24 protein-coding genes are annotated in these 25,825 nt (G+C 70.9%); 13 read left to right on the top strand and 11 right to left on the bottom strand.

All coding sequences use genetic code 11. The features are described 5' to 3' along the window. Window positions 1-4: 4 nt before the first annotated feature. The 4 genes from BLA60_RS46560 to BLA60_RS46270 all read right to left on the bottom strand — a co-directional run bounded on the left by BLA60_RS46560 (window position 5) and on the right by BLA60_RS46270 (window position 3,405). Window positions 5-94, bottom strand: a complete 90-nt coding sequence (locus tag BLA60_RS46560) for a putative leader peptide (protein ID WP_425427078.1) — start codon at window positions 92-94, stop codon at window positions 5-7. Window positions 95-483: 389 nt separating this feature from the next. Then, window positions 484-1,140 (bottom strand): response regulator, encoded by a 657-nt coding sequence (locus BLA60_RS22405; RefSeq protein WP_211288813.1) that lies wholly within the window; start codon window positions 1,138-1,140, stop codon window positions 484-486. Beyond that, window positions 1,122-2,231, bottom strand: a complete 1,110-nt coding sequence (locus BLA60_RS22400) for a hypothetical protein (protein WP_154814518.1) — start codon at window positions 2,229-2,231, stop codon at window positions 1,122-1,124. The genes BLA60_RS22405 and BLA60_RS22400 overlap by 19 nt, the downstream gene beginning before the upstream one ends. Next, a complete protein-coding gene (locus BLA60_RS46270) occupies window positions 2,224-3,405 on the bottom strand; it encodes a sensor histidine kinase (protein ID WP_075134918.1) in 1,182 nt (393 codons plus the stop codon). The genes BLA60_RS22400 and BLA60_RS46270 overlap by 8 nt, the downstream gene beginning before the upstream one ends. Window positions 3,406-3,538: 133 nt before the next feature. Between BLA60_RS46270 and BLA60_RS22390 the strand changes: the two genes are divergently transcribed. From BLA60_RS22390 to BLA60_RS22380, 3 genes are read left to right on the top strand one after another with little or no spacing between them, the layout of a single operon-like run. Beyond that, a complete protein-coding gene (locus BLA60_RS22390; protein ID WP_075134917.1) occupies window positions 3,539-3,916 on the top strand; it encodes a hypothetical protein in 378 nt (125 codons plus the stop codon). 2 nt (window positions 3,917-3,918) lie between these two features. Then, window positions 3,919-4,899: a hypothetical protein gene (locus tag BLA60_RS22385; protein WP_075134916.1), complete on the top strand. Its 981-nt coding sequence runs from the start codon at window positions 3,919-3,921 to the stop codon at window positions 4,897-4,899. Then, a complete protein-coding gene (locus tag BLA60_RS22380; protein ID WP_075134915.1) occupies window positions 4,896-6,230 on the top strand; it encodes a hypothetical protein in 1,335 nt (444 codons plus the stop codon). The genes BLA60_RS22385 and BLA60_RS22380 overlap by 4 nt, the downstream gene beginning before the upstream one ends. A gap of 7 nt (window positions 6,231-6,237) precedes the next feature. Here the strand turns inward: BLA60_RS22380 and ilvD are convergent, their stop codons facing one another. Next, on the bottom strand, window positions 6,238-8,082 hold the full coding sequence (gene ilvD, locus BLA60_RS22375; protein ID WP_075134914.1) for a dihydroxy-acid dehydratase: 1,845 nt from the start codon (window positions 8,080-8,082) through the stop codon (window positions 6,238-6,240). A 12-nt stretch (window positions 8,083-8,094) separates the two neighbouring features. Next, window positions 8,095-8,574 carry a PH domain-containing protein gene (locus BLA60_RS22370; protein ID WP_162292996.1) on the bottom strand — a complete coding sequence of 160 codons (480 nt, stop codon included), beginning with the start codon at window positions 8,572-8,574 and terminating at the stop codon, window positions 8,095-8,097. A gap of 261 nt (window positions 8,575-8,835) precedes the next feature. Here BLA60_RS22370 and BLA60_RS22365 point away from each other — a divergent pair, with 261 nt between their 5' ends. The 7 genes from BLA60_RS22365 (at window position 8,836) to cimA (ending at window position 17,440) form a co-directional block, all read left to right on the top strand. After that, window positions 8,836-10,677: an acetolactate synthase large subunit gene (locus tag BLA60_RS22365; RefSeq protein ID WP_075134912.1), complete on the top strand. Its 1,842-nt coding sequence runs from the start codon at window positions 8,836-8,838 to the stop codon at window positions 10,675-10,677. Window positions 10,678-10,683: 6 nt separating this feature from the next. Continuing rightward, entirely contained in the window at window positions 10,684-11,190 is a 507-nt protein-coding gene (gene ilvN / locus BLA60_RS22360) for an acetolactate synthase small subunit (protein ID WP_075134911.1), read from the top strand. A 35-nt stretch (window positions 11,191-11,225) separates the two neighbouring features. After that, window positions 11,226-12,239, top strand: coding sequence for a ketol-acid reductoisomerase (ilvC, locus tag BLA60_RS22355; protein ID WP_075134910.1), 1,014 nt, complete (start codon window positions 11,226-11,228; stop codon window positions 12,237-12,239). 81 nt (window positions 12,240-12,320) lie between these two features. Further along, complete coding sequence (locus BLA60_RS22350) at window positions 12,321-12,626, top strand: DUF397 domain-containing protein (protein WP_245812091.1); 306 nt, start codon at window positions 12,321-12,323, stop codon at window positions 12,624-12,626. A gap of 144 nt (window positions 12,627-12,770) precedes the next feature. After that, on the top strand, window positions 12,771-14,366 hold the full coding sequence (gene serA / locus BLA60_RS22345; RefSeq protein WP_075134908.1) for a phosphoglycerate dehydrogenase: 1,596 nt from the start codon (window positions 12,771-12,773) through the stop codon (window positions 14,364-14,366). Window positions 14,367-14,474: 108 nt separating this feature from the next. After that, on the top strand, window positions 14,475-15,524 hold the full coding sequence (locus tag BLA60_RS22340; RefSeq protein ID WP_075134907.1) for a 3-isopropylmalate dehydrogenase: 1,050 nt from the start codon (window positions 14,475-14,477) through the stop codon (window positions 15,522-15,524). 287 nt (window positions 15,525-15,811) lie between these two features. After that, window positions 15,812-17,440 carry a citramalate synthase gene (cimA, locus tag BLA60_RS22335; protein ID WP_075134906.1) on the top strand — a complete coding sequence of 543 codons (1,629 nt, stop codon included), beginning with the start codon at window positions 15,812-15,814 and terminating at the stop codon, window positions 17,438-17,440. Here the strand turns inward: cimA and BLA60_RS22330 are convergent. After that, entirely contained in the window at window positions 17,430-18,092 is a 663-nt protein-coding gene (locus BLA60_RS22330) for a S1 family peptidase (RefSeq protein ID WP_084735186.1), read from the bottom strand. The genes cimA and BLA60_RS22330 overlap by 11 nt on opposite strands. Before the next feature lie 116 nt (window positions 18,093-18,208). Between BLA60_RS22330 and BLA60_RS22325 the strand changes: the two genes are divergently transcribed. Further along, on the top strand, window positions 18,209-18,991 hold the full coding sequence (locus BLA60_RS22325) for a fumarylacetoacetate hydrolase family protein (RefSeq protein WP_075134904.1): 783 nt from the start codon (window positions 18,209-18,211) through the stop codon (window positions 18,989-18,991). 27 nt (window positions 18,992-19,018) lie between these two features. Here BLA60_RS22325 and BLA60_RS22320 read toward each other — a convergent pair whose 3' ends face one another. The 4 genes from BLA60_RS22320 to BLA60_RS22305 are packed head-to-tail and all read right to left on the bottom strand — an operon-like array spanning window position 19,019 to window position 23,480. Beyond that, window positions 19,019-20,005 carry a lactonase family protein gene (locus tag BLA60_RS22320; RefSeq protein WP_075134903.1) on the bottom strand — a complete coding sequence of 329 codons (987 nt, stop codon included), beginning with the start codon at window positions 20,003-20,005 and terminating at the stop codon, window positions 19,019-19,021. Window positions 20,006-20,023: 18 nt separating this feature from the next. Then, window positions 20,024-20,446, bottom strand: a complete 423-nt coding sequence (locus tag BLA60_RS22315; protein WP_075134902.1) for a PPOX class F420-dependent oxidoreductase — start codon at window positions 20,444-20,446, stop codon at window positions 20,024-20,026. A gap of 46 nt (window positions 20,447-20,492) precedes the next feature. Then, entirely contained in the window at window positions 20,493-21,089 is a 597-nt protein-coding gene (locus BLA60_RS22310; RefSeq protein WP_075134901.1) for a pyridoxamine 5'-phosphate oxidase family protein, read from the bottom strand. Window positions 21,090-21,110: 21 nt separating this feature from the next. After that, window positions 21,111-23,480, bottom strand: a complete 2,370-nt coding sequence (locus BLA60_RS22305; RefSeq protein WP_075135028.1) for a Tex family protein — start codon at window positions 23,478-23,480, stop codon at window positions 21,111-21,113. A 132-nt stretch (window positions 23,481-23,612) separates the two neighbouring features. Here BLA60_RS22305 and BLA60_RS22300 point away from each other — a divergent pair, with 132 nt between their 5' ends. Beyond that, window positions 23,613-24,167 (top strand): MarR family winged helix-turn-helix transcriptional regulator, encoded by a 555-nt coding sequence (locus BLA60_RS22300; protein WP_084735185.1) that lies wholly within the window; start codon window positions 23,613-23,615, stop codon window positions 24,165-24,167. Continuing rightward, on the top strand, window positions 24,167-25,774 hold the full coding sequence (locus BLA60_RS22295) for a DHA2 family efflux MFS transporter permease subunit (protein ID WP_075134900.1): 1,608 nt from the start codon (window positions 24,167-24,169) through the stop codon (window positions 25,772-25,774). Before BLA60_RS22300 ends, BLA60_RS22295 begins: the two co-directional genes overlap by 1 nt. Window positions 25,775-25,825 lie beyond the last annotated feature (51 nt).

The following is a 25,825-nucleotide window of genomic DNA, read 5'->3' as shown; positions in this document are numbered from 1 at the left end:
ACGCTCAGCGGGCGAGCCGGCACATCGCACTGGAGACACGAACGAAGTCCACGTGGCGCCTGGCCACGAGGAGGAGTTCGGTCACTGTTGACATGTCAGTCAGCGTGCCACGGGTCCATCTGTTGGTCCACCGGCATCCGTATCGTGAGATCTCGTGACTCAGGTCACGTGTTGGCGGGTTGGTCGTGGGCCGTGGTCGTGCTGGTGGCGGGGGGTTTCGCCAGAGAATCACGCAGCGGAACGCCGAGCCGCACTCGCCTGGGCCGCCCGAACACAATGCTGGATGGTCGCGGCGACCTGCCGAGGCGGCATCGTCCGAATCAGCTCCGAACAGCTGAGGTTGACCAACCCGCCGGTCGCTCCCACGGTGACCTCGACAGCCCCATCCGGCGACCGCTCAGTGACGGTTTCGATCTCACGCACCATGTCGCCGAACGGTAGGCCCCACCCACCACCCCCGTGACGGTCGTTCGACCCACAGCGTCACAGGTCGTCGAGACTGACCAGGCCGTCCTGGATCGCGCGGGCCACGAGCGCGGCCTTCGTCGACGCGGGGCGGCCCGCGCTGGCGTAGCGGATCCGTACCCGGTCGATGTAGCTGCTCACCGTTCGTACCGACAGGCCCAGTTTGCGCGCGACCATCTCCTTGGACTCGCACGCGAACCAGCTCACCAGGACGTCGATCTCCCTGGCCGTGGGGCGGGGGCGGTCGGGGCGGGTGTCGGTGCTGATCGCGCGGGCCATCGACGGGGGCGTGTACGGGAGGTCCTCGCTGGCGGCGCGGATCGCGTGGACCAGGTGGCGGGGGCCTTCGGTCTTGGACAGGTAGGCGAACGCGCCGAGGTCCAGGCACCTGAGGATGGTGTCGCGGTCCTCGCGCATGGTGTAGACGATCACCTGCCGGCCGGAGTCGACCAGGCGCCGTAGTTCGGGGTAGGCGGGGACCTGTTCGGTGAGTTGCAGGTCGAACACGACGACGTCGGCGTCGGCGCCCGGTGGGGTCCAGGCCACGGCCGGGGTGGGGCCGGCGGCGAGCACCCGCAGCGGCGGGTCGGCGGCCGCGCACCACGCCTCCAGCCCGGCGACGATCGCCGGGTGGTCGTCGACGACCACCACGCTGGTCAGCTCGTCGCGGTCCACGTGGCCTCCACCCAGACGTCCGGTCCGTCGGCCAGTCGGGTCACCGTCACACCGACATCGTTGTCCCCCAAGGGTTCTCCCTGCTCACCGACCCCGTCGGTGAGGATGCTGACGGTCACGCCGCCCGGCGAGCCGAGGACGGTGATGCGGGCGCGGGTGTCCGCTGTGGCCATGGCGCGCAGTGCCGGTTCGGTGAGTGCTCTGCGCGCGGCCAGCGGCGGGGTCGGGTGGTCGCCGCAGGTCCCCAGGTAGACCACGACACCGGTGCGTTCGGCCAGGTCGAGGCAGGCCCGCAGTTCGTGCACCAGGGGGTCGTGGACCTCGTCGTGTTCGGCGAACAGGCGGCGCAGGCGCGACGCGGCGACGGCGTAGTCGGCGCGGACCAGCGGATCGGTCAGGTCGGCGGTGCCGTCGGTCAGCGCGCGCAGCAGCGGCACGGTCGTGGACGCCAGTTCGGCGTACCGGTCGCGACGGTCGGCGTGCAGCCGCTCGGCGATCGCGTCCTCGGTGCGGGTGCGTTCCTCCCGGACGGCCGCGTCGGCGGCGGTGCCCGCGATCCGCCGCAGCGCCATCGCGATCGCCAGGACCGGAAGTTCGCAGCCGAGCACGGCGGTGGTCACCACGACCAGGTCGGCGACCTCGTGTCCCTGCCCGACCGCCACCAGCTGCGCGAAACTCCCGGCGGTGAACACCCCCAGCGCGACCAGTGTGGCGGTCGTGCCGTGGTCGATGAGTACCAGCAGCAGGAACCAGCCGATCAGCCCGTAGGACCACTCGCCCTCCGCCATCAGATCCGCCGGCGCCACCCCCGTCGTGGCCAGCGCCGACGCCGCGAACACCGCCGCGACCAGCGCCCACCGGACCCGCCCCACCGGCCGGTCCCGCACCACGGCGACCCCCGCCACCACCGCCACCGCCACCAGCAGCGCGAACGCCACCACCTGCTGGCCCAGGCTCCGGTACAGCCCCGGGTCCGCCACCAGCAGCGGCAGCGCGAACACCAGCAGCAGCGCCGCCGCCACGGTCAACGTGGTCAACCGCAGCGCCCGCATCAGGTTGCCGGCCACCACGGCGCGGCCCGGCTCAGTCATCGGACAGCGTCCCGTCGCCGGCCCGCCCTCGCGCGGGTTCGCCCGCCGGGCGGCCGTGCTCGGCGTCGGGCCACTCCAGGCGCACGACGGTGCCCTCGTTCGGGGTGGAGGTGATCCGCGCCCGCCCGCCGACGCGGTCGAGACGTTCGGTGATGGACCCGGTCACGCCGTGCCGGTGCGCGGGAACCCCGGCGGGATCGAAACCCCGCCCGCTGTCGGCGACCTCCACCACGACCGTCGACCCGTGCCGCGCCGCCACCAGCTCCGCCGAGTCCACCCCGGCGTGCCGGGCGACGTTGGTCAGCGCTTCCCTGGCCGCCGCCTCGATCGCCGACGCCGAGATGGCCGGCATCCGGATCGGCCCGGACACGTCCAGGCGCACGGTGACCGGCGCGTCGCGGGCGACGTCGCCGAGCAGCCGGGCCAGGTCGGTGTCCCCGCGTTGTGGTTGCGCGGCAAGGATGTCCAGGTCCCGCGCCGCCTGCCGAACCAGGCCGGGCTCGGTCCCGTCGACCATCCGCGTCCCGACGGCGAACAGGGTCGCCGCCGCGGTGTCGTGCAGGACCGCGAGATGCTCGCGCTCGTCGGCCCGCCGGGCCGCCGCCACGGCTGTCTCCCGCCGCGCCCGCTCACTGCCCGCGACCGCGTCGTCGGCCCGCCGCGCCGCCTTGTACAGGAACATCCGCAGCGCCCGGGAAAGCCCGGCTTCCCCGAACACCCACATCGCCAACATCGCCGCGCCGCCGGGTACCTCCGGCCCCGCCGCCGCCTGCCCCACCAGATGCGCCGCGACGAGCACCGCCGTCAACGCCGCCCCACCCCAGGTCGCGGTGAACCACTGATGCCCCACCACCGTGATCGTCACGACCGCCAACACCCAGTTCGTACTGTCCGGCAGGGCCTCCGCCCGAACCACCCACCCCTGCGCGACACACAACCCCGCCACCACCCCGGTATCGGCGACGATCAGCCACCGGCTCGGCGTGAATCGCGCGTACACCGCGCTCCACACCAACAACCCCACCACCACCGCGGCCACCACCGGCATCTGCCGCCCCGCCTGCGCCACCCCGGCCCCACCGGCGACCACCACCGCCACCGTCCGCAACACCGTGACGGTCCGCCGGCTCAGCAGACGCAACTGGGCCGCCGTCGCCCCACCCGAGGTGTCCATGCCCGCTCCAACTTCGCCGCTGGCGCAGGGAGTTTAGAGACAACCCGAACCGCCCCCAGCGCCACCACCGGCTTGCTACGCTGCGGACGGTGTCGCAACGATCACAGTCGGTGCAACTGGGGGCACGATCACCATGAGAGACTTCACAGTCCAACCCGAGAAACTCAAGCTCCTGCGAGACGAGACGGCGAAGATCGCCGCCCGCAACCACATCCTGGTCGAACAGCTGGCCAAGGCCCAGGAAAGTCCCATGAGCGATCTGCTCGGCTCACCGACCGACCTCGGCCCGTCCGGCCCGCCCGTCGACTTCACCGCCTCAAGTGAAGCGGTGCTCACCAACCTGGCGTCGATGATCGGTGAACTGCACCGGCTGCATGTCGCCATCGAGTCCCAGTTCACCCGGATGACCACCGCGCTCGACGAATCGCGCGAGGCCTACCGGCGGGTGGACGGCGAACACGCGGCGGTGTTCGACGGCATACTCCGCGATCCCGGCCCGGGAGGGAGCTGACCATGGCCCCGCCGGACAGGAGCGACGTTCCCCGCGACACCGGTGTGCTCGGGGCAGCCGGCATCGCACAGGACTCGCGGTTGCGGCCCAACGCCGAGCGGCTCACCTCGTGGGTCGAGTGGTTGCTGCACCCCGAGGAGCATTCCTACGACCGGACCGTTTTCCACCCGGGCGGCGGAAAACGGGAGGAACCGGGACCGGTCGCCCCGATCAACGACCAGCCCGGGACCATCGCGCCGGATGACCAACTGGCGTTCGAGTCGGTGATCGAGGGTTACCAGCCCTGGCAGTTCCTGCACGGCATGGCGGCCGTCGCCACGCCGGTGGTCGAGCGACCGGACAGTCCGCTGGGCGACAAGGCCGCGGCCGTGCGCAACATCTGGTGGATCGGCGACGAGGGGATCCCGTCGCTGGTCGACCTGTTTCCCAGCATCGGGTGGACCGGGGAGGCGGCCGACGCCGCGTTCATGTTCCTGCTGCGGCTGCAGACCGTCACCGGGCAGGCGAACAAGATCGCCGAGGTGCTCTACGGCGCGATTCCCAAGTACGCCGTGATCGTCAAAGGGGCGCGGGACAGCCTCGACGAGGCAGCCGCCGGTCTGGTGGCGGCGTTCGAGGAGAAGTTCGCCGCGAAACCCGAAGGCGGGTTCTCCGTCGACGTCAACGCGGCCCTGTTCGCCGGGATCGCGGCCGGGGCGGTCGCGTTGGCGACGGGTGCCGGCTTCGTCGCGATGACGGCGGTCACCTCGATGTGGTCGTCACTGTTCACCGAGGTGGCGGGTGATCTGCTCAACCGGGGAGAGGACTCGGTCGGTGGCTACTGGTGGCGAGATCTGGTCGAGTCGTACATGCACACCCAGGCCACGATCCTCACCGACGCCAAGGACGAGATGGACCAGCTGAACCGGATGGTCGCGGGGCAACTGGCCAACTTCCAGGACGATGACGAGATCCAGACCTTCCTGCGGAAGTACGGGTCATGATCGCCCGGATCGTCGTCGTGCTCGTCGTGCTGGTGGTCGGCGGATGCGTCGGCGCGCCGACGGGGGAGCAGGAGCGGCCCGCGACCTCGTCGCCGACGCCGCCCGGGGGGCAGGCGCGGCCGAAGGACCGGGACCGGGAGGCCGTGCTGGCCGCGTTGCGCGAGGTGGACCTGTGCGCGGTGCTCGACGCACCCGACGTGACCAACGACGAACCTGTGGCCAGCGAACCGTTCTCCTGCACGGCGGGCCCGGTGCGGGTGGCCGTCGTCCCGTTGGGGCACGAGGAGCGGGTGTCGATGGCGGCGCGGGTCGTGGGTGGGGTGAAGGCCTACGTCGACGATCGGTGTGTCGTCCACCTGCCGGTCAGTTTCACGGTGGCCGTCGCGTTCTCGGCGGGCGGCTCGTGCCAGGCGGTGACCGAGGTGGCGGCCCGGGCCTCGGCGGTGCTGGCCGATCCGGCCGCGGCCCGGGGCCGGCCCCGGTGGGATCCGTGCACGGTTCTCGACGCGGTGCTCGAGCCGGAACCGGACCGGCTGTTCCTGGGGACGGAGCTGGGCGCCTGCCAGTATCTCGGTGTTGCGCCCGAGCAGGAGGCGTTGCTCTCGTTCGTCGAACCCACGCCGGCCGGGCGGGCTCGTGCGGCGACCGTCGGCGGCACGGACGTCGCGATCTACGAGGACGACGACAACTGCGGGATCCGCTGGCGGCAACGGCCCTTCGACTCCCCGTACGCCCAGACCCAGGACTATCCGGTGACGGTGTTCTCGGTGGACTGCGCCTACTCGACGCGGCTGGCCGAGGGGGCCATCGGGCTGCTCGGGCAGCCGGCGCCACGCGGGGAACCCCAGCGGCCCCTGCTCTACGGCCCGGACGAGCCCGACGGCCCCTACCTGGGGTACTGCGCCTACCTGGCCGACGACAACGACGCCCGGCGGTGCGAACCGGCCAGGGACGTGCCGGTGCCCGACGAGCTGACGGGGACCGACGACCCGCAGGTCATGTGTGCGATGGCCGCCGACTCCGTTCGGGAGCGGTTCGGGGACGCGTTGCGGCCGGTGGCGGTGGCAGGTGAGGGGTGTCACTTCGTCGGGCGTGAGCGGGTGCTCGTGGTGACCTTCGCCGTGCGGAAAGGGGTGGTGGGGGACGGTGAGGTGACCACCGTCGCCGGCCGGCGTGCGGTGGTCGAGACCCGCGACGGGGGCATCGACCACGCCGTGGCGGCCGGCGACGGAGTGGTGGAACTCACGGTCGAGGTCGGGCCGGCGGGGGCGGAACTGCCGGCGGGGTCGGACACGAAGGCCGAGGCGGTGATCGGCGACCTGGTGGGCTGACCGGCGGTCAGAGGTTGGGGTCGCGGACCGCGCCCTGGGACGCGTCGGTGGCCAGTCGGGCGTAGGCGCGCAGTGCCGCGGTCACCGGGCGTTGACGGTCGCGCGGCTGCCACGGTCGCTCGCTGGACTCCATCTTCGCGCGGCGGTCGGCGAGGACCTCGGGGGCCACCAGGAGTTCCAGGCGGCGCTCGTGGACGTCGATGAGGATGCGGTCGCCGTTCTCGACCAGGCCGATGGTGCCGCCGCCGGCCGCCTCGGGGGAGATGTGGCCGATCGACAGGCCCGACGTGCCGCCGGAGAAGCGGCCGTCGGTGATCAGCGCGCACTTCTTGCCGAGGCCCGCGCCCTTGAGGAACGCCGTGGGGTGCAGCATCTCCTGCATGCCGGGGCCGCCGGCCGGCCCCTCGTAGCGCACGACCAGCACCTCGCCGGGCTGGATCTCCTTGCCCAGGATCGCCGACACCGCCTGCTCCTGGCTCTCCACCACCCGCGCGGGGCCCTCGAACCGGAACAGCTCCTCGTCGATCCCCGCCGCCTTGATCACCGCGCCGTTCTCGGCCAGGTTGCCGCGCAGCACGGCCAGACCGCCCTCGGCCGTGTACGCGTGCGCCGCGTCCCGGATGCAGCCGCCGGCCGCGTCGGTGTCCAGCGACGACCAGCGGTTGTCGGTGGAGAACGCCTTCGTCGTGCGCACCCCGCCGGGGGCGGCGTGGAACAGCTCGACGGCCTCCGGGGACGGCGACGCGGCGCGCACGTCCCATTCCGAGAGCCATGTCCCCAGCGACGGGCTGTGCACGCTGTGCACGTCCTCGGCCAGCAGCCCCGCCCGCCACAGCTCACCGAGGATCGCCGGGATGCCGCCGGCGCGGTGCACGTCCTCCATGTGGTAGTCGGAGTTCGGCGACACCTTCGACAGGCACGGCACTCGCCGGCTGATGGCGTCGATGTCGGCCAGCGAGAAGTCGACCTCGCCCTCGCGGGCCGCCGCCAGGATGTGCAGCACCGTGTTCGTCGAGCCGCCCATCGCCATGTCCAGCGCCATCGCGTTGACGAACGCGTCGCGGGTGGCGATCGAGCGCGGCAGCACCGCGTGGTCGTCCTCGCCGTAGTACCGCCTGGCCAGCTCCATCACGGTCGTGCCGGCCCTGGCGAACAGGTCGCGGCGGGCGGCGTGGGTGGCCAGCGTCGAACCGTTGCCGGGCAGCGCGAGGCCCAGCGCCTCGGTCAGGCAGTTCATCGAGTTCGCGGTGAACATGCCGGAGCACGAACCGCAGGTCGGGCAGGCCGACCGCTCCACGGCCGACAGGCCGAGCTCGTCGACCTTGTCGTTGGCGGACGCGGCGATCGCGGTGATCAGGTCCGACGACGGGTGCGTCACCCCGTCGACCACCACCGCCTTGCCGGCCTCCATCGGGCCGCCGGAGACGAACACCGTCGGGATGTTGAGCCGCATCGCGGCGTTGAGCATGCCCGGGGTGATCTTGTCGCAGTTGGAGATGCACACCAGGGCGTCCGCGGCGTGCCCGTTGACCATGTACTCCACGCTGTCGGCGATGATCTCGCGCGAGGGCAGCGAGTACAGCATCCCGCCGTGGCCCATGGCGATGCCGTCGTCCACGGCGATGGTGTGGAACTCGCGCGCGGTGCCGCCGGCCTCCTTGACCGCCTCGGCCACGATGTCACCGAGGTCACGCAGGTGCACGTGACCGGGCACGAACTGGGTGTAGGAGTTGGCGATCGCCACGATCGGCTTGCCGAAGTCGCCGTCGGTCATGCCGGTGGCGCGCCACAGCGCCCGGGCGCCGGCGGCGTTGCGGCCGTGGGTGGTGATGCGGGAACGGAGCTCTGGCACGGCTCCTCCAAGTCAGGTCTCGTCTGCGGAAACGGCCTTCTCGGCCGGTGGCTCGTCGGCTGGCTCCTGGGGCTCGTCCGAGGCGGCGGGGGGCTCGCTGGGGTCGTCCAGCCGGCCTCCGCTGATCATGGCGAGCGCGGGCAGGTGCCGGGTCCGTACCGACGGCAGCGGCTGCTCCTTCCCGCTCGCCAGCACCGCGCGCACCCACGACCGCTCCGACACGCGCAGTGCGCGGATGTCGGACCAGGGCAGGTCGTGGCGGGCGAACATCGTCCGCGCCACCAGCCCGTCGGCCGTCGCGGTGGTGCGCAGCCGCAGCACCGCGACGATGGCCACGACCGGCAGCAGATAGGTCAGCAGCAGCCACGGGGAGGCGGCCGCGAACGGCGTCGCGGTCACGATGAACAGCAGCGCACCGAGCACCGCGGTCGCCGGTGTGCGAAACACGAGGCGGGACGGGGTCTGCTGCTGGGTCGGGGTCACCTCACCCATCTTGCCACTGCCCATCTGATGGGATCACGTTCCCACAGGGTTGACGGTCTACTGCGAAAGCACTAGCGTTCCCGGCGTGCCCCAGCAGACCGGTCTCGTACTTCCCCAGCGCGTTCGACGCTGAGGAAGCCCAGGCTGCGTCGAACGCGCGACCCTCGTACGACCTGATCGGTCGGCGGGGGTTTTTTCATGCGTGAGAGCCTGAGCAGCGAGTCTGCGACAAACCGCCAGACAACATCGACACACCAGAGGCTGAAGCCGATGACCAGTGCGACACAGCGACCCCACCCCGTCGCAGCGACCCCGGGCCCGGTGCGGCCGGGGGCCAGACCAAAGCCCGCGCCGCCGACGGGGACTCCCGTTCGGGTCACCGGCGCCCAGTCGCTCGTCCGGTCGCTCGAGGCGGTAGGCGTCGAGGTCGTGTTCGGTATTCCGGGCGGCACGATCCTGCCGGCCTACGACCCGCTGCTCGACTCGACCAAGGTCCGCCACGTCCTGGTCCGCCACGAGCAGGGCGCCGGCCACGCCGCCACCGGCTACGCGCAGGCCACCGGCAAGGTCGGCGTCTGCATGGCGACCTCCGGGCCGGGCGCGACGAACCTGGTCACGCCGCTGGCCGACGCCAACATGGACTCCGTGCCGGTGGTCGCGATCACCGGCCAGCAGACCCGGCAGCTGATCGGCACCGACGCCTTCCAGGAAGCCGACATCTGCGGCATCACCCTGCCGATCACCAAGCACAACTTCCTGGTCACCGACCCGGCCGACATCCCGAGGACGATCGCCGAGGCCTTCCACCTCGCCGCGACCGGCCGGCCGGGGCCGGTGCTGGTCGACATCCCCAAGGACGTGCTCCAGGAGAGCACCGCGTTCTCCTGGCCGCCGGAGATGCGTCTGCCCGGGTACAAGCCGACGACCCGCCCGCACGGCAAGCAGGTGCGCGAGGCGGCGAAGCTGATCGCCGGCGCGCGGCGGCCGGTGTTCTACGTCGGCGGCGGGGTTCTCAAGGCCGAGGCGTCCGACGAGCTGCGTGAGCTGGCGGAGCTGACCGGGATCCCGGTGGTCACCACGCTGATGGCCAGGGGCGCCTTCCCCGACTCCCACCGCCAGCACCTCGGCATGCCGGGCATGCACGGCTCGGTGGCCGCTGTCGCCGCCATGCAGAAGGCCGACCTGCTGATCGCGCTGGGTGCCCGCTTCGACGACCGGGTCACCGGCCAGCTGTCGTCCTTCGCGCCGGACGCGCAGATCGTGCACGCCGACATCGACCCGGCGGAGATCTCCAAGAACCGCCGCGCGGACGTGCCGATCGTCGGTGACTGCAAGGAGATCATCAACGAGCTGACCGCCGCCGTGCGCGCCGAGTACGGCTCCGGTCACCAGCAGGCCGACCTGACCCCGTGGTGGTCCCAGCTCGACGACATCCGCGAGCGGTTCCCGCTGGGCTACGAGTGGCCGGGCGACGGCGCGCTGTCCCCGCAGTACGTGATCGAGCGGATCGGCAGGATCGCCGGCCCGGAGGCGATCTACACCGCCGGGGTGGGCCAGCACCAGATGTGGGCGGCGCAGTTCATCTCCTACGAGCGGCCGGCGACCTGGATCAACTCCGGCGGCCTCGGCACGATGGGCTTCGCCGTGCCGGCCGCGATGGGCGCCAAGTTCGGCCACCCGGACCGGGTGGTGTGGGCCATCGACGGCGACGGCTGCTTCCAGATGACCAACCAGGAGCTGGCGACCTGTGCCATCGAGGGCGCGCCGATCAAGGTCGCGGTGATCAACAACGGCAACCTCGGCATGGTCCGGCAGTGGCAGAACCTCTTCTACTCCGAGCGCTACTCGCAGACCGACCTCGGTACCCACAAGCACCGCATCCCCGACTTCACCCTGCTGGCGGAGGCGCTTGGCTGCGCCGGGCTACGCTGTGAGTCCAAAGAGGACGTCGACCGGGTGATCAATCGGGCGATGGAGATCAACGACCGGCCGGTCGTGATCGACTTCGTGGTGGGCAAGGACGCCCAGGTGTGGCCGATGGTCGCGTCCGGCACCGGCAACGACGAGATCATGGCCGCGCGTGGCATCCGCCCGCTGTTCGACGAGGACTGACACACGATGAGCACCCACACACTCTCGGTTCTGGTCGAGAACAAGCCCGGTGTCCTGGCCCGTGTGGCCGGGCTGTTCTCCCGCCGGGGTTTCAACATCGAGTCCCTCGCCGTCGGCGCCACCGAACACGCCGACGTGTCCAGGATGACGATCGTGGTCGCGGTCGACGAGCTACCGCTCGAACAGGTGACCAAGCAGCTCAACAAGCTCGTGAACGTCATCAAGATCGTGGAGCTGGATCCGGGAGTCTCGGTCCAGCGGGAACTGCTGCTGGTGAAGGTCCGGGCCGACGCGACCGTGCGGACCCAGGTCCTGGAGACCGTGCAGCTGTTCCGCGCCAAGGTGGTCGACGTGTCGCCGGAGGCCCTGACCGTGGAGGCCACCGGCACCGCGGACAAGCTGGAGGCACTGCTGCGGATGCTGGAGCCCTACGGAGTGCGCGAGATGGTGCAGTCCGGCATGGTGGCCATCGGCCGCGGGCCCCGGTCCATCACGGCCACCGGCGTCAGGTAGAGCGTGTAGAACAAGGAAGGAAGTACTCACCAGTTATGGCAGTCGAGATCTTCTATGACGATGACGCGGACCTCTCGGTCATCCAGGGGCGCAAGGTCGCGGTGATCGGCTACGGCAGCCAGGGGCACGCGCACGCGCTGTCGTTGCGTGACTCCGGTGTGGACGTTCGGATCGGACTGCCCGAGACGTCGAAGTCGCGGCCCAAGGCGCAGGACGAGGGCCTGACCGTCGGCACGCCGGCGGAGGTCTCCGCGTGGGCCGACGTGATCATGATCCTGGCGCCGGACACCATGCAGCGCACGATCTACTCCGAGGACATCGCGCCCAACCTCAACGACGGTGACGCGTTGTTCTTCGGGCACGGCTTCAACATCCGCTACGGCCTGATCACCCCGCCGTCCAACGTGGACGTCGCGATGGTCGCGCCGAAGGGCCCTGGTCACCTGGTCCGCCGGCAGTTCGTCGATGGCAAGGGCGTGCCCTGCCTGATCGCGATCGAGCAGGACGCCACCGGCTCGGCGCAGGCGCTCGCGCTGTCCTACGCCAAGGGCATCGGCGGCTCCCGCGCCGGGGTCATCAAGACCACCTTCAAGGAGGAGACCGAGACCGACCTGTTCGGTGAGCAGGTCGTGCTCTGCGGTGGCACCACCGCGCTCGTCCAGGCCGGTTTCGAGACCCTGGTCAACGCCGGCTACGCGCCCGAGGTGGCCTACTTCGAGTGCCTGCACGAGCTGAAGCTGATCGTGGACCTCATGTACGAGGGCGGGATCGCGCGGATGCGGTACTCGATCTCCGACACCGCCGAGTTCGGCGACGTGACCCGGGGCCCGCGCGTGGTCAACGAGTCGGTGCGCGCGGAGATGGGCAAGATCCTCGCCGAGATCCAGAACGGCGACTTCGCCAAGGAGTGGGTGGCCGAGGACGACGCCGGCCGGCCGAACTTCACCAAGCTGGTGGAGGCCGGCGAGCAGCACCCGATCGAGGAGGTCGGCCGCAAGCTGCGCGGGCTGATGTCCTGGGTCGACCGGCCGATCACCGAAACGGCCTGACCCGAGGGTCTGACCTGTTGTGTCCCCGGCGTCAGGCACGCCGTGTCGTCGTGTCCGACGCCGGGGAGTAGGTTTGTCGCTGTGAGTGATGCTGTGAGTGATGAGGGCACTCGGGCCAGCGCGCCCATCTACGACGACAAGGCGCACGTGCGCGGCAAGCTCGACCTGACCGACGCGGACTGGCAGCGCGCCGCCGAGCCGGACGCCGACCCCGACGGCGAGTACGTCGAGATCGCGTTCGTGCCGCACACCGACGGCAAGACCTACATCGCGATGCGCAACTCCAAGCACACCGGTCCCGACGACACGGTTCTGGTGTTCACCGAGTCCGAATGGGACGCCTTCGTCGAGGGCGCCAAGGCCGGGGAGTTCGACGAGCCCTGGTAGTTCGCACGACCCTCCCACCGGCCCGCTGTCGGTTCGCTCACCACATGGTGTACCGGTTCAGCTGACCTCCTAGACTCGTCGCCGGTGGAGTTACAGCGCTGTAACCGCGCCCCCAACAACCGGCAATTCCATGGAGTTCGCGCCGTGACCCAGTCAACCCGTCCCGTTGTCCTGATCGCCGAGAAGCTCGCCCCGTCGACGGTCTCCGTGTTCGGTGACGAGGTCGAGGTACGCCACGTCGACGGCACCGACCGCGCCGCCCTGCTCGCCGCTGTCGCCGACGCCGACGCGCTGCTCGTCCGCTCGGCCACCAAGGTCGACGCCGAGGTGTTCGCCGCCACCAACCGTCTCAAGGTCGTCGCCCGTGCCGGGGTCGGCCTGGACAACGTGGAGGTGCCGGCCGCCACCGCGCGCGGCGTGCTGGTGGTCAACGCCCCGACGTCCAACATCGTCTCCGCCGCCGAGCACGCGGTGGCCCTGCTGCTGTCGCTGGCCCGCCGCATCCCGGCCGCGGACGCGAGCCTGCGCGGCGGCGAGTGGAAGCGCAGTTCCTTCTCCGGCGTGGAGATCCAGGGCAAGACCGTCGGTGTGGTCGGCCTGGGCAAGATCGGTCAGCTCTTCGCCCAGCGGCTCGCCGCGTTCGGCACCGAGCTGATCGCCTACGACCCCTACGTGTCCGCCGCGCGCGCCGCGCAGCTGGGCATCGAGCTCGTGGAGCTGGACGAACTGCTCAGCCGGGCCGACATCATCTCCATCCACCTGCCCAAGACCCCCGAGACCAAGGGCCTCATCGGCACCGAGCAGCTGGCCAGGGTCAAGCCGGGCGTGCTGATCGTCAACGCCGCCCGTGGCGGCCTGATCGACGAGGACGCGCTGGCCGAGGCGCTGCGCGAGGGCCGGGTCGGCGGGGCCGGGGTCGACGTGTTCGTCACCGAGCCGACCACCGCCAGCCCGCTGTTCGAGCTGCCGAACGTGGTCGTCACGCCGCACCTGGGCGCCTCGACGTCCGAGGCGCAGGACCGGGCCGGCACCGACGTGGCCCGGTCGGTGCTCTCGGCGCTGCGCGGCGACTTCGTGCCGGACGCGGTGAACGTGGCCGGTGGCGCGGTCGGCGAGGAGGTCCGGCCCTACCTGCCGCTGACCCAGAAGCTCGGCGCCGTGCTCTCGGCTCTCAGTTCCACCCCGCCGACCTCGATCAACGTCGAGGTGCGCGGCGAGCTGTCCAATGAGGACGTTCAGGTGCTGCCGCTGGCCGCGATGCGCGGGGTGTTCACCGGTGTCGTCGCCGACCCGGTGACCTTCGTCAACGCGCCGCGTCTGGCCGAGGAGCTCGGCGTCGACGTGAAGCTGGAGAAGGAGTCGGAGAGCGCGAACTACCGCAGTCTGGTGACGCTGCGCGCGGGCTACCCCAACGGCACGATCCTGAGCGTCTCGGGCACCCTGACCGGCCTCAACCAGGTCGAGAAGATCGTCGAGGTGAACCGGCGCGGGTTCGACCTGCGCGCGGAGGGCGTCCTGTTACTGCTGGAGTACGCCGACCGGCCGGGCGTCATGGGCACCGTCGGCACGCTGCTCGGCGGCGCCGGGATCAACGTCGAGGCGGCCCAGATCAGCCAGGTCGCCGACGGCTCGGACGCGCTGATGCTGCTGCGGGCGGACCGGTCGGTGGACCAGTCGGTGTTGGAGTCGATCGGCACGGCTGTGCGCGCCACGTTCATCCGTGCGGTTGATTTCGGGTGACTTCTGGCGGCCGACACCACCTAGTCGGGTGGCCAGCAGCGGTGTTCGGCCACCATCCGGGTAACCTTCGCGTGACCAACTAAGCCCGTTGTTCCGGGAGGTGTGTGCATGCGGCTCGCGGTGATCCCCGGTGACGGGATCGGGCCCGAAGTGATCGCCGAGGCGCTCAAGGTGCTCAATGAGGTGGTGCCCGACGTCGAGGTGACGAAGTACGACCTCGGGGCCACGCGGTGGCACTCGACCGGGGAGCTGCTGCCCGAGTCGGTCCTCGGCGAGCTGCGCCAGCACGACGCGATCCTGCTCGGCGCTGTCGGCGACCCTTCGGTGCCGAGCGGCATCCTGGAGCGCGGACTGCTGCTGCGGCTGCGGTTCGAGCTCGACCACCACGTCAACCTGCGCCCGGCGCGGCTCTACCCGGGGGTGGCCAGTCCGCTGGCCAACCCGGGGGAGATCGACCTGCTGGTGATCCGGGAGGGCACCGAGGGCCTGTACGCGGGCAACGGTGGCCTGCTGCGCAAGGACACCCCGCACGAGATCGCGACCGAGGTGAGCGTCAACACCTCCTACGGTGTCGAGCGGGTCGTGCGGGACGCGTTCGCGCGGGCGGTGACCCGGCCGCGCAAGCACCTCACGTTGGTGCACAAGACCAACGTGCTCACCCACGCCGGCTCGTTGTGGTCGCGCGTGGTGGAGGAGGTGTCGTTGCAGCACCCGGACGTGACGGTGGCCTACCAGCACATCGACGCGGCCACGATCCACATGGTGACCGACCCCGGCCGGTTCGACGTGATCGTCACCGACAACCTGTTCGGGGACATCCTCACCGATCTGGTGGCGGCGGTGACCGGCGGTATCGGCCTGGCGGCCAGCGGCAACATCGACATCACCCGGCGCAACCCGTCGATGTTCGAGCCGGTGCACGGCAGTGCGCCGGACATCGCCGGGCAGGGTGTGGCGGACCCGACGGCCGCGGTGCTGTCGGTGGCGCTGCTGCTCGACCACCTCGGCGAGCACGAGGCCGCGCGGCGGATCGAGGCCTCGGTGGCCTTCGACCTGGCCACCCGTGACCACCCGTCGCCGGGCAGCACGTTCGCCATCGGTGACCGCCTGGCGGCGCTGGTGTCGTCGAACAACCCGACGTCCGGTGTGGAGCTGTAGCCGGTAGCCGGAGCAAGGACCGTCCGCGAGCACCGTGGCCCTGTTGGCCCGGTGCTCGCGGTCTTTTTTCGTGCGGGTACGTCCCGAATGGTGGGACCGGGCGACCGGGGGCTGGTACGGCCGGGGAGCGGTGTGGCAGTATGCGTGCCGTGACCACCGCAGTTCTGCTCATTATCGCCGAGCGCACCGGGTAGCGACGCTACACACCCGGTGCGCTGACCTCTCGCTGCACGCGAGGGGTTTTTTTGTGCCCTGCCAACCGTTTGCCAGCCCAGGAAGGATCTGTCGTGACTCGCACGGCTCCCGCCGAGACCCCGCTCGGCGACTCGTTCCACGTGTTCGACACGACCTTGCGGGACGGGGCGCAGCGGGAGGGCATCACCTACTCGCTGGCCGACAAGTTCGCCGTCGCGCGGTTGCTCGACGAGGTCGGTGTCGGGTTCATCGAGGGCGGCTGGCCGGGGGCGCTGCCGACCGACACCGAGTTCTTCGCCCGGGCCGCCGCCGGTGAGCTGACGCTGCGCCACGCGGCGCTGGTCGCGTTCGGCGCCACCCGCCGGCCGGGGACGAAGGTCACCGAGGACCAGCAGGTCGCGGCGCTGCTGGCGTCCCAGGCGCCGGTGGTCACGCTGGTCGCGAAGTCCGACGTGCGGCACATCGAGCGGGCGCTGCGGACCGACGTCGCCGAGGCGTGCGCGATGGTCCGCGACACGGTGTCGTTCCTGGTGGAGCGGGGGCGGCGGGTGTTCCTGGACGCCGAGCACTTCTTCGACGGCTTCGCCCACGACCCGGACTGCGCGCTGCGGGTGCTGGCCGCGGCCATGGAGTCGGGTGCGGACGTGGCGGTGCTGTGCGACACCAACGGCGGCCAGTTGCCGCTGGCGCTGGCCGACACGGTCGGCGAGGTCGTCGCGCGCACCGGCTACCGGGTCGGCATCCACTGCCAGGACGACACCGGGTGCGCGGTGGCCAACTCGGTGGCCGCCGTGCAGGCCGGTGCCACCCACGTCCAGTGCACCGCCAACGGTTACGGCGAGCGCGCCGGCAACGCGGACCTGTTCGCGGTCGTCGGCAACCTCGTCACCAAGCTCGGCATGCCGGTGATACCCACCGCGAGCGTGCCGGAGCTGTCCAGGGTCTCGCATGCCCTGGCCGAGATCGCCAACCTCGCCCCTGACACCCACCAGGCCTATGTCGGGGCGTCGGCCTTCGCTCACAAGGCGGGGCTGCACGCGAGCGCGATCAAGGTGGATCCGTTGCTGTACAACCACATCGACCCTGAGGTGGTCGGCAACGACATGCGGGTGCTGGTCACCGAGATGGCCGGCCAAGCCAGCCTGGAGCTCAAAGGACGTGAGCTCGGGGTGGACCTGGCCGGCCAGCCGGCGGTGTTGACCAGTGCGGTGCGGCGGGTCAAGGAGCTCGAGTCGCGTGGCTGGTCCTTCGAGGCGGCCGACGCCTCGCTGGAACTGTTGCTGCGCAGGGAACTCGAAGAGTCCTCTGTAGACAGTCCGCCGTTCACGCTCGAGTCCTACCGGGTGATCCTCGACCATCGCCTCGACGGCGTGATCGTCTCCGAGGCGACGGTCAAGGTGCACGTCGCCGGAACCAGGGTGATCGCCACCGCGGAGGGCAACGGGCCGGTGCACGCGCTGGACGCCGCGCTGCGGCAGGCGTTGAGCCCGTACCTGCCGTGGCTGGCCGACGTCCGGTTGTCCGACTACAAGGTGCGCATCCTGGCCGACCGGCCGGGGACCGACGCGGTGACCAGGGTGCTGGTGGAGTCCACCGACCGCGAGCACGAGTGGACCACGGTCGGTGTGCACGGCAACATCGTCGAGGCCAGCTGGCTGGCGCTGTGTGACGCGTTGGCGCACAAGGCGATGCGGGTGGAGGCGGCCTCGGTCAGCCGGTGAGCAGGCTCAGCTGCTCGTGCTCCAGGATCGGGTTGACCGGCGCGAACCAGCTGGTGCCGGCGATCGTGGTGCACCAACTGGACGCGCTGACCGGCACGCCCTGGGCCTGGTCGGCGGTGATGAAGGCGACCGACTCGGGCGAGGCGCACAGGTCGGTCCTGGTCAGTCCCGGTGCCGGGCCGTCGGGGTCGTCCCTGAGCAGGACCCGGCCGCAGGACATCGCGGCCGGCCGGTCGACCAGGCACACGGTGCCGCCGGCCGGGGTCTCCCGGGAACCGGTGAGGACCACACGCCCGGTGCCGGTGTCGATCCACGGCACCAGCTCCCACGCGGCGGTGTTCCTGACCCGCACCACCGCGTAGGTTGCGCCGGCCGACACGACGCTGCCGACCAGGACGTTCTTTCCGCTGGAGTCGGTGGTGTAGAGGTCGGCCGAGGTCAGGTTCGCGCAGGACGCCTCGGTGACCAGGTGGCCAAGGCCGCGCGCGTCGACGGCGGCGAACGCGGCGGTGCAGTGCCCGGCCGGGCCGAGCGGGTTGAACAGGACGGCGCCGCTGCCCAGCGGTTCGGCGGCGACCTCGGCGCCACCGGTGGCCGGTAAGCCGAGCAGCGAGGTGAGCAGCAGAGCGACGACTGCGAGAATTCTTCGCATGATAATTTCTCCCCGATCCATAGAAATGTTCGGTTCCCATTGACACAAGCAGGTCACGGTCGGGTTTGCCTAGCCGGCAACCGGGCCAATCCGGACGGGTCAGTAGGCTTTCCGGCGTGCGAATCGCTCGAGTTGCCTCACCCAAGGGAGTCGCGTTCGGTGCCGTCCACGGGGACGGCGACGACCTGACCGTGGCGGAGATCGCCAACGACCCGAACACGACCCCCTGGACCGACCCCACGTTCACCGGCACCACCTGGCCGCTGAACGAGGTTCGGCTGCTGACCCCGTTCCTGCCGCCCAAGATCGTCTGCATCGGCCGCAACTACGCCGAGCACGCCGAGGAGTTCGGCAACGCGGTCCCGGACGCGCCGATCCTGTTCCTCAAGCCGAACACCGCGGTCATCGGCCCCGGCGCGGAGATCAAGCTGCCGGCCGACTCCACCCGGGTCGACTTCGAGGCGGAACTGGCCGTGGTCATCGGCTCCGGCGGGCGGGACATCCCGGCCGAGCGCGCGCTGTCCTCGGTGCTGGGCTACACGATCGCCAACGACGTCACCGCCCGCGACCAGCAGGAGGCCGACGGCCAGTGGACCCGCGCCAAGGGCCACGACACGTTCTGCCCGCTCGGCCCGTGGATCGAGACCGTGTTCGACCCCTCCGACGTGGCCATCCGCTCCACGCTGGACGGACAACCCCGCCAGGACTCCCGCACCTCGCTGATGATCAACGACGTGCCGGCGCTGATCGAGTACGTCTCGGCGGTGATGACCCTGCGCCCGCTGGACATCATCCTGACCGGCACCCCCGCCGGGGTCGGCCCGATGACCCCCGGCCAGACCGTGTCGATCACCATCGAGGGCCTCGGCACGCTGACCAACCCCGTCGGCCGGCGCTGAACCAGGTACGACCGCGGGGCGCGGGGGCTAGCCGGCGATCACACAGGTCGGTGACCCGGTGGCGAACCGGCTGGCCGGCCCGCCCGCCAGCGGGACCGACACGATCGCGTCGTCGAGCTGCGCGGCGGTGTGGCAGACGCCGTCGAGCACGGTGAAGTGCCGGGGGAACGCACCGCACGGGTGGTCGGTCACCGCGGTCGGGGCCGGGCCGGTCAGGTCGAACTCGGTGACACAGTCCGGGCCCCGGTTCGACAGGTACAGCCGGTCGCCGACGATCTGGGTGTGCGCCACGAAGTTCTCGCCCTCGTACGGGTTGGCGGTGGCGCCGGTGGCCCCCAGCGGGGTGAACGTGCCGGCCGGCTGCTCCCGCACGGTGACCAGCGTGCCGGCCAGCTCACCGGCGACGTAGCCCAGGTCGGTGCCGGGGCGGCGGACCAGCTGGCGCGGCCCGGTCCCGGGCGGCATCGCCGAGACCGCCTCCTCGGTGAGCGTGCCGTCCCCGGCGAGCAGGTAGGCGCGGATCTCGTCGGTGCCCAGGTCGACCGCGCAGACCAGGGTGCCGCGCTCGGTGGCCAGCGGGACGGCCATGTGCACGTGCGCGGCCTCCTGGCGGCCGGCGACCGGGCCGGAGCCGGTGTGCGTGACCAGGTCGGTCCGGCCGGTGATCCGTCCGTCGCCGGCCAGCCCGAAGACCGCCAGGCTGCCGCTGGAGTAGTTGGCGCACAACAGGAAACGGCCGTCCGGGGTGACCGCGAGGTGGCACGGGTCGGCGCCGCCGGAGGACACCGTGTCCAGCGCCGAGAGCCCCGGCAGGCCGACGGTGGTGATCGCACCGTCGGCCGACTCGTTGGCCGCGTAGAGCACCGGAGCGTCGGGATGTCTGGTCAGCCAGGAGGGCGAGGTCATCGGCAGTTCGGCGACCGGCGTCAGCGCGCCCGACGGCTCCTGGCGCAGTGCGGTGATCCCGGTCCCGTTGCCGCCGCTGGCGGCGGTGTAACAGCCGACGTAGAGCATGACTCACCCTAGCGGCGATCAGTCCTGCCAGGTGCCGGCGCCGCCGATCCGGGTGACCTTGATCCGGGTGACGAACCCGGCCGGCGGGTCGGGGATCGGCGGGAACGTGGCGTCCGGGCCGATGTAGGTCCTGGCGAGCCGGGCCAGCAGTTCGGGCGCGCCGCCCTCGGTGACCGTGGCGGTGCCGCGCACGACGAGGTGCTCGTTGAGTTGCATGGCGTTGAGCGTCGGGGACTGGAAGGAGACCGAGACCCGGGGGTCGCGGCGCAGGTTGTGCAACTTCCGCAGGTCGCCGGACAGGTGCCCGGAGACCAGGTCGTCACCGTCGAGGCCCACCCAGATGACCGACACCTGGGGCGAACCGTCGGGGTTGATGGTGGCGAGGTGGGCCAGCGCGCCGGACTCGATGAGTTCACGCGCGGCCTGGTTGAGGCGAGTCATGCCGCGAGGTTGCCAGTGTGACCACCACCACGGCAACCATGATCGTTCAGAGCTGATTTTCCCGGGCCGGCCGGTCGGGTAAGGGCAGCGGGAGCGCGGGCAGGCCGTCGATGCTGCGCCCGTTGAACGGCTTGCGGGCGCAGTAGGCGGCGAACTCGGCGTCGGACTTGCGGCCGAAGTGCTCCGCGTGCTGGGTGCGTTCGGCCCGGTAGTCCAGGAACGGCACGGCGAAGCCACAGCTGTCGCTGACCTTCGTCGCGCGCACCAGCACGATCGACCGCGCGCCCGGCCCGTCGACCTCGCCGAAGTGCCCGATCAGCGCCGGCCAGCGCGGGTCGTCGCGGAACACCGGCTCGCCCCGGCCGTGCACCCGCAGCACCTTCGGCGGGCCGGTGAACGCGCACCACATCAGCGTGACCCGGCCGTTCTCCCGCAGGTGGGCCAGGGTCTCGGCGTGGCTGCCGCCGAAATCCAGGTAGGCCAGGGTCAGCTCGTCGAGCACGACCAGCGTGCCGGCGCGGCCCTTCGGTGACAGGTTGACGTGACCGTCGCCGGCCAGCGGCGCGGACGCCACGAAGAACACCGGTTGCTCCTCGATGAACGCCCGCAGCCTCGGCTCGATCCGCTCGTAGACCTTTCCCATGCCGCCAACATAAGCGCCTGGTCAGTTGGGTCGGTAGCCCGCCTTGCGCAGGGCGTCGGCCATCGCGCCGCCCGGGGCGCCGCCACCGCGCTGGTTGCCGCCCCGGCGCTGACCCTGCCCGCCGCCGCGCTGGCCACCGCCACCGCCACCGCCGCGCTGGCCGCGTTGGCCGCCGCCCTGCTGGCCGCCGCCGCGCTGCTCCGGCCGGCCCCGGCCGGTGGTCTCCTCCTCCAGGCGCAGCGTCAGCGAGATCCGCTTGCGCTGGGTGTCGACCTCCAGGACCTTGGCCCGCACGATGTCGCCGGACTTCACCACCTCGCGCGGGTCCTTGACGAAGGTCCGCGACAGCTGGGAGACGTGCGCGAGCCCGTCACAGTGCACGCCGATGTCGATGAACGCGCCGAACGCGGCCACGTTGGTGACCACACCCTCCAGCACCATGCCGACCTTGAGGTCGGCGAGGGTGTGCACGGCGTCGTTGAACTCGGCCGTTTTGAACGCCGGACGCGGGTCGCGGCCGGGCTTGTCCAGCTCGGCGAGGATGTCGGTAACCGTCGGCAGGCCGAACGTCTCGTCGACGAACCGCTCGGGCGCCAGGGCCTTGAGCGCCTTGGTGTTGCCGATCAGCTCGGCGAGCTGGGTGCCGGTGGCCGAGACGATCCGGCGGACCACCGGGTAGGCCTCCGGGTGCACCGACGAGGCGTCCAGCGGGTCGTCGCCGCCGGGGATGCGCAGGAAGCCGGCGCACTGCTCGAAGGCCTTGGGGCCCAGCTTGGACACGTCCTTGAGCGAGGTACGCGACCGGAACGGGCCGTTGGCGTCGCGGTGGGCCACGATGTTGGCCGCGAGCGCGCCGCCGATGCCCGACACCCTGGTCAGCAGGGGCGCCGAGGCGGTGTTGAGGTCGACCCCCACGCCGTTCACACAGTCCTCGACCACCGCGTCCAGCGAGCGGGACAGCTTCACCTCGGAGATGTCGTGCTGGTACTGCCCGACACCGATCGACTTGGGGTCGATCTTCACCAGCTCGGCCAGCGGGTCCTGCAACCGCCGGGCGATGGACACCGCGCCGCGCAGCGACACGTCCAGGTCGGGCAGCTCCTGGGAGGCGTAGGCCGACGCCGAGTACACCGACGCGCCGGCCTCGGACACCATCACCTTGGTCAGCTTCAGCTCGGGGGCCTTGCCGAGCAGCTCGGCGGCCAGCTTGTCGGTCTCGCGGGAGGCGGTGCCGTTGCCGATGGCGATCAGGTCGACGTCGTGCTGCTTGGCCAGCCGGTGCAGGGTGACCAGCGACTCGTCCCAGCGCCGGGCCGGGGCGTGCGGGTAGATGGTGTCGGTGGCCACGACCTTGCCGGTGGCGTCGACGATCGCGACCTTGACGCCGGTGCGCAGGCCAGGGTCGAGGCCCATGGTCGCGCGGGTGCCGGCGGGGGCGGCCAGCAGCAGGTCGCGCAGGTTGGCGGCGAACACGCGCACGGCCTCGTCCTCGGCGTCCTGACGCAGCCGGGTGCGCAGGTCGATGCCCAGGTGCACGAGGATGCGGGTGCGCCAGGCCCAGCGGACGGTGTCGCCCAGCCACTTGTCGGCCGCGCGGCCCCGGTCGTCGACGCCGAACCGGGAGGCGATGGCGACCTCGTAGGCCGAGGGGCCGGGGGGCTGCTCCTCGTCGGGGTGCGGGTCGAGGGTCAGCTCCAGCATCTCCTCCTTCTCGCCGCGGAACATGGCGAGGATGCGGTGGGAGGGGAGCTTGCTGAACGGCTCGGAGAAGTCGAAGTAGTCGGCGAACTTGGTGCCAGCCTCCTGCTTGCCGTCGCGGACCTTGGCCACGAGCCGGCCCTGGTTCCACATCCGCTCGCGCAGGGTGCCGATCAGGTCGGCGTCCTCACCGAAGCGCTCGACCAGGATGGCGCGGGCGCCGTCGAGCGCGGCCTGGGCGTCGGCGACGCCCTTCTCGGCGTCGACGAACACCGCGGCGGCGGCCGTCGGGTCGGTGTCGGGGTTGTCGAGCAGGCCGTCGGCCAGCGGTTCGAGGCCGGCCTCGCGGGCGATCTGGGCCTTGGTGCGCCGCTTGGGCTTGTAGGGCAGGTAGATGTCCTCGAGGCGGGCCTTGGAGTCGGCGGCCATGATCTGCGCGGTGAGCGCGTCGTCGAGCTTGCCCTGGCTCCGGATGGACTCCAGCACGGCGGCGCGGCGCTCCTCCAGCTCGCGCAGGTAGCGCAGGCGCTCCTCCAGCGTGCGGAGCTGGGTGTCGTCCAGGGCGCCGGTGACCTCCTTGCGGTACCGGGCGATGAAGGGCACGGTCGAGCCGCCGTCGAGCAGCTCCACGGCCGAGCGCACCTGTCGTTCGGCGACGCTGAGCTCCTCGGCGATGCGGGTGTACACGGACATGGGAGTGGTGGTGGCGGTCACGGCGTGCATTCTGCCGTCCGTCCCCGACAGTTCTGGTCCGGGTGCGGCTACGTGGCGGTAGTGGATCGCGGAGTGTCACTAGAGAGGGCGTAGATTTCACCTAGAAGAAGGATGAGTGCCCGATCACAGTTACTTGCAGTTAGTTGCCTGGGTGCGATCATTGCAACCGTGAAAACATCAGCGCCGTCGGTCGACGCCCTGACCGACGACGTCGTCAGCTGCCTGGCCAGCCTGAAGAAGAGCGGAGAGGCCCACATATTGGGTGTCGCCGCCGGGCTGGATCTGTCATTCTCCCAGCTGCGCACCCTGTTCGTGCTCGCCGACTGCCAGCACGAACAGGAACTCGCGCTCAACGAACTGGCCGATCTTCTCGCGTTGTCAATGGCGACCGCCGGTCGCGCCGTCCAGGCGCTGACCCGTGCCGAGATGGTCACGCGCAGGGAGGACGAGCAGGACCGCCGGATCAAACGGGTCCGACTCACCGAGCACGGCCGCGTGTTCGTGGCCGGATTCGTGCACGCCCACCGCGAAGCCGTCCGGGAGTGCGTCGGCCACCTCAACGACCGCGAGCGGGAGCGGTTGTCCGAGGCGCTGACGCCGATCCTGGCTCGAGGAACCGAGCTGACATCAACAACCACCCGCACACAAGGGGAGACAAGGCTTTGATGGAACCACTACCTCCGACGCCCGCCGCCTCGGCGGCGCCAGCGGGGGACCAGGGGCTCGACCGGCGGATCATCATGATCGGCTCGGTGGTGGTGCTCGGCGCGATCATGGCGATGCTCGACATCACCGTGGTCAACATCGCCCTCGACCGGCTGATCATCGAGTTCAACTCCAGCCTCGACCAGATGCAGTGGATCGCCACGGGGTACACCCTGGCGCTGGCCACCGTGATCCCGCTCTCCGGCTGGGCCGCGAACCGGTTCGGCACCAAGCGGATCTACCTCGGCGCGATCTTCCTGTTCATGCTCGGCTCGGCCGCGGCGGGCACCGCGTGGTCGACCGAGTCGCTGATCCTGTTCCGCGTCCTGCAGGGTCTGGGCGGCGGCATGCTGATGCCGCTGGGCATGACGATCCTCACCAAGGCGGCCGGGCCGGAGCGGGTCGGCCGGGTGATGGCCGTGCTCGGCGTGCCGATGCTGCTCGGCCCGATCCTGGGCCCGATCCTCGGCGGCTGGCTGGTCGACGACGTGTCCTGGCGCTGGATCTTCTTCATCAACGTGCCGATCGGGATCATCTCCCTGGTGATGGGCGCGAAGATCCTCGACGACGACGAGCCCAAGCCGGCGGAGAAGTTCGACGCGCTCGGCCTGCTCCTGCTCTCGCCCGGTCTCGCCGCGCTGATCTACGGCCTCGCGCAGGTGCCGTCCAAGGAGGGCTTCAACCACCCGGAGGTCTACCTGCCCGGTGGCGGCGGGCTGATCCTGGTGGTGCTGTTCGTCCTGCACGCGCGGCGCACCCCGCACGCGCTGATCGACCTGAAGTTGTTCCGTGACCGGGGTTTCTCGGTGGCGACACTGACGATGGTGCTGTTCGTGGTGTCGTTCTTCGGCGCCATGCTGCTGTTCCCGCTGTACTTCCAGCAGGTGCGGTTCGAGAGCGCGCTCAACGCCGGTCTGCTGCTGGCCCCGCAGGGCGTCGCGGCGATGATCATGATGCCGATCGCCGGCATGATCGTCGACCGGGGCGGCGCGGCCAGGATGGCCCAGCTGGGCATCGTGGTCATCGTCGGGTCGATGGTCGTGTTCACCCAACTCGGCGCGGACACCTCGTACTGGGCGATCGGCGCGGCGCTGTTCGTGCTGGGCATCGGGATGGGCATGTCGATGATGCCGATCATGTCGATCGCGCTGAAGACGCTCAAGCCCGACGACGTCGCCAAGGCGTCGACGAGCCTGAACATCATCCAGCAGGTCGCCGCCTCGATCGGCACGGCGATGCTGTCGGTGATCCTGTTCAACGAGATGAAGAGCAAGGTCGCCGAGATGATGGCGCAGCTGCCGCCCCCGCCGCCCGGCGCGGAGGTCCCGGAGATCACGTCCATGCAGGACGTTCCGGAGCAGCTGCGTCCGCTGATCGCCCCGCCGATGGCCGACGCCTACGCCTCGACCTTCGTCTGGGCGCTGGTGCTGTTGGCGCTGTCGCTGCTGCCGGCGCTGTTCCTGCCGCGCGGCAAGAACCTGCCGACCCCGGTGGCCGAGTCCAGCACCGAACCCGTCGTCGACGGCGACGAGGTGAAGGAGCCGGTGACCGAGGGCGAGCGCGGCTAGCCCGGTTTCGCACACGGCGCCGGGAGTCCACCGTGGACTCCCGGCGCCGTC

The sequence above is a fragment of the Actinophytocola xinjiangensis genome, assembly GCF_001921215.1.
In the GTDB taxonomy this organism is placed as follows: domain Bacteria; phylum Actinomycetota; class Actinomycetes; order Mycobacteriales; family Pseudonocardiaceae; genus Actinophytocola; species Actinophytocola xinjiangensis.
This window is presented reverse-complemented; position numbering and strand designations above follow the sequence as displayed.

Excerpts from the sequence above, each read along its gene's own strand:
- ilvN (WP_075134911.1), top strand. The coding sequence starts at position 10,684 with ATGAGCACCCACACACTCTCGGTTCTGGTCGAGAACAAGCCCGGTGTC.
- BLA60_RS46560 (WP_425427078.1), bottom strand. The coding sequence starts at position 94 with ATGTCAACAGTGACCGAACTCCTCCTCGTGGCCAGGCGCCACGTGGAC.
- BLA60_RS22365 (WP_075134912.1), top strand. The coding sequence starts at position 8,836 with ATGACCAGTGCGACACAGCGACCCCACCCCGTCGCAGCGACCCCGGGC.
- BLA60_RS22380 (WP_075134915.1), top strand. The coding sequence starts at position 4,896 with ATGATCGCCCGGATCGTCGTCGTGCTCGTCGTGCTGGTGGTCGGCGGA.
- BLA60_RS22310 (WP_075134901.1), bottom strand. The coding sequence starts at position 21,089 with ATGGGAAAGGTCTACGAGCGGATCGAGCCGAGGCTGCGGGCGTTCATC.
- ilvC (WP_075134910.1), top strand. The coding sequence starts at position 11,226 with ATGGCAGTCGAGATCTTCTATGACGATGACGCGGACCTCTCGGTCATC.
- BLA60_RS22320 (WP_075134903.1), bottom strand. The coding sequence starts at position 20,005 with ATGCTCTACGTCGGCTGTTACACCGCCGCCAGCGGCGGCAACGGGACC.
- BLA60_RS22390 (WP_075134917.1), top strand. The coding sequence starts at position 3,539 with ATGAGAGACTTCACAGTCCAACCCGAGAAACTCAAGCTCCTGCGAGAC.
- BLA60_RS22305 (WP_075135028.1), bottom strand. The coding sequence starts at position 23,480 with ATGTCCGTGTACACCCGCATCGCCGAGGAGCTCAGCGTCGCCGAACGA.
- BLA60_RS22340 (WP_075134907.1), top strand. The coding sequence starts at position 14,475 with ATGCGGCTCGCGGTGATCCCCGGTGACGGGATCGGGCCCGAAGTGATC.
- BLA60_RS22330 (WP_084735186.1), bottom strand. The coding sequence starts at position 18,092 with ATGCGAAGAATTCTCGCAGTCGTCGCTCTGCTGCTCACCTCGCTGCTC.
- BLA60_RS22385 (WP_075134916.1), top strand. The coding sequence starts at position 3,919 with ATGGCCCCGCCGGACAGGAGCGACGTTCCCCGCGACACCGGTGTGCTC.
- BLA60_RS46270 (WP_075134918.1), bottom strand. The coding sequence starts at position 3,405 with ATGGACACCTCGGGTGGGGCGACGGCGGCCCAGTTGCGTCTGCTGAGC.
- BLA60_RS22370 (WP_162292996.1), bottom strand. The coding sequence starts at position 8,574 with ATGGGTGAGGTGACCCCGACCCAGCAGCAGACCCCGTCCCGCCTCGTG.
- BLA60_RS22300 (WP_084735185.1), top strand. The coding sequence starts at position 23,613 with ATGAGTGCCCGATCACAGTTACTTGCAGTTAGTTGCCTGGGTGCGATC.
- BLA60_RS22400 (WP_154814518.1), bottom strand. The coding sequence starts at position 2,231 with ATGACTGAGCCGGGCCGCGCCGTGGTGGCCGGCAACCTGATGCGGGCG.
- BLA60_RS22295 (WP_075134900.1), top strand. The coding sequence starts at position 24,167 with ATGGAACCACTACCTCCGACGCCCGCCGCCTCGGCGGCGCCAGCGGGG.
- BLA60_RS22315 (WP_075134902.1), bottom strand. The coding sequence starts at position 20,446 with ATGACTCGCCTCAACCAGGCCGCGCGTGAACTCATCGAGTCCGGCGCG.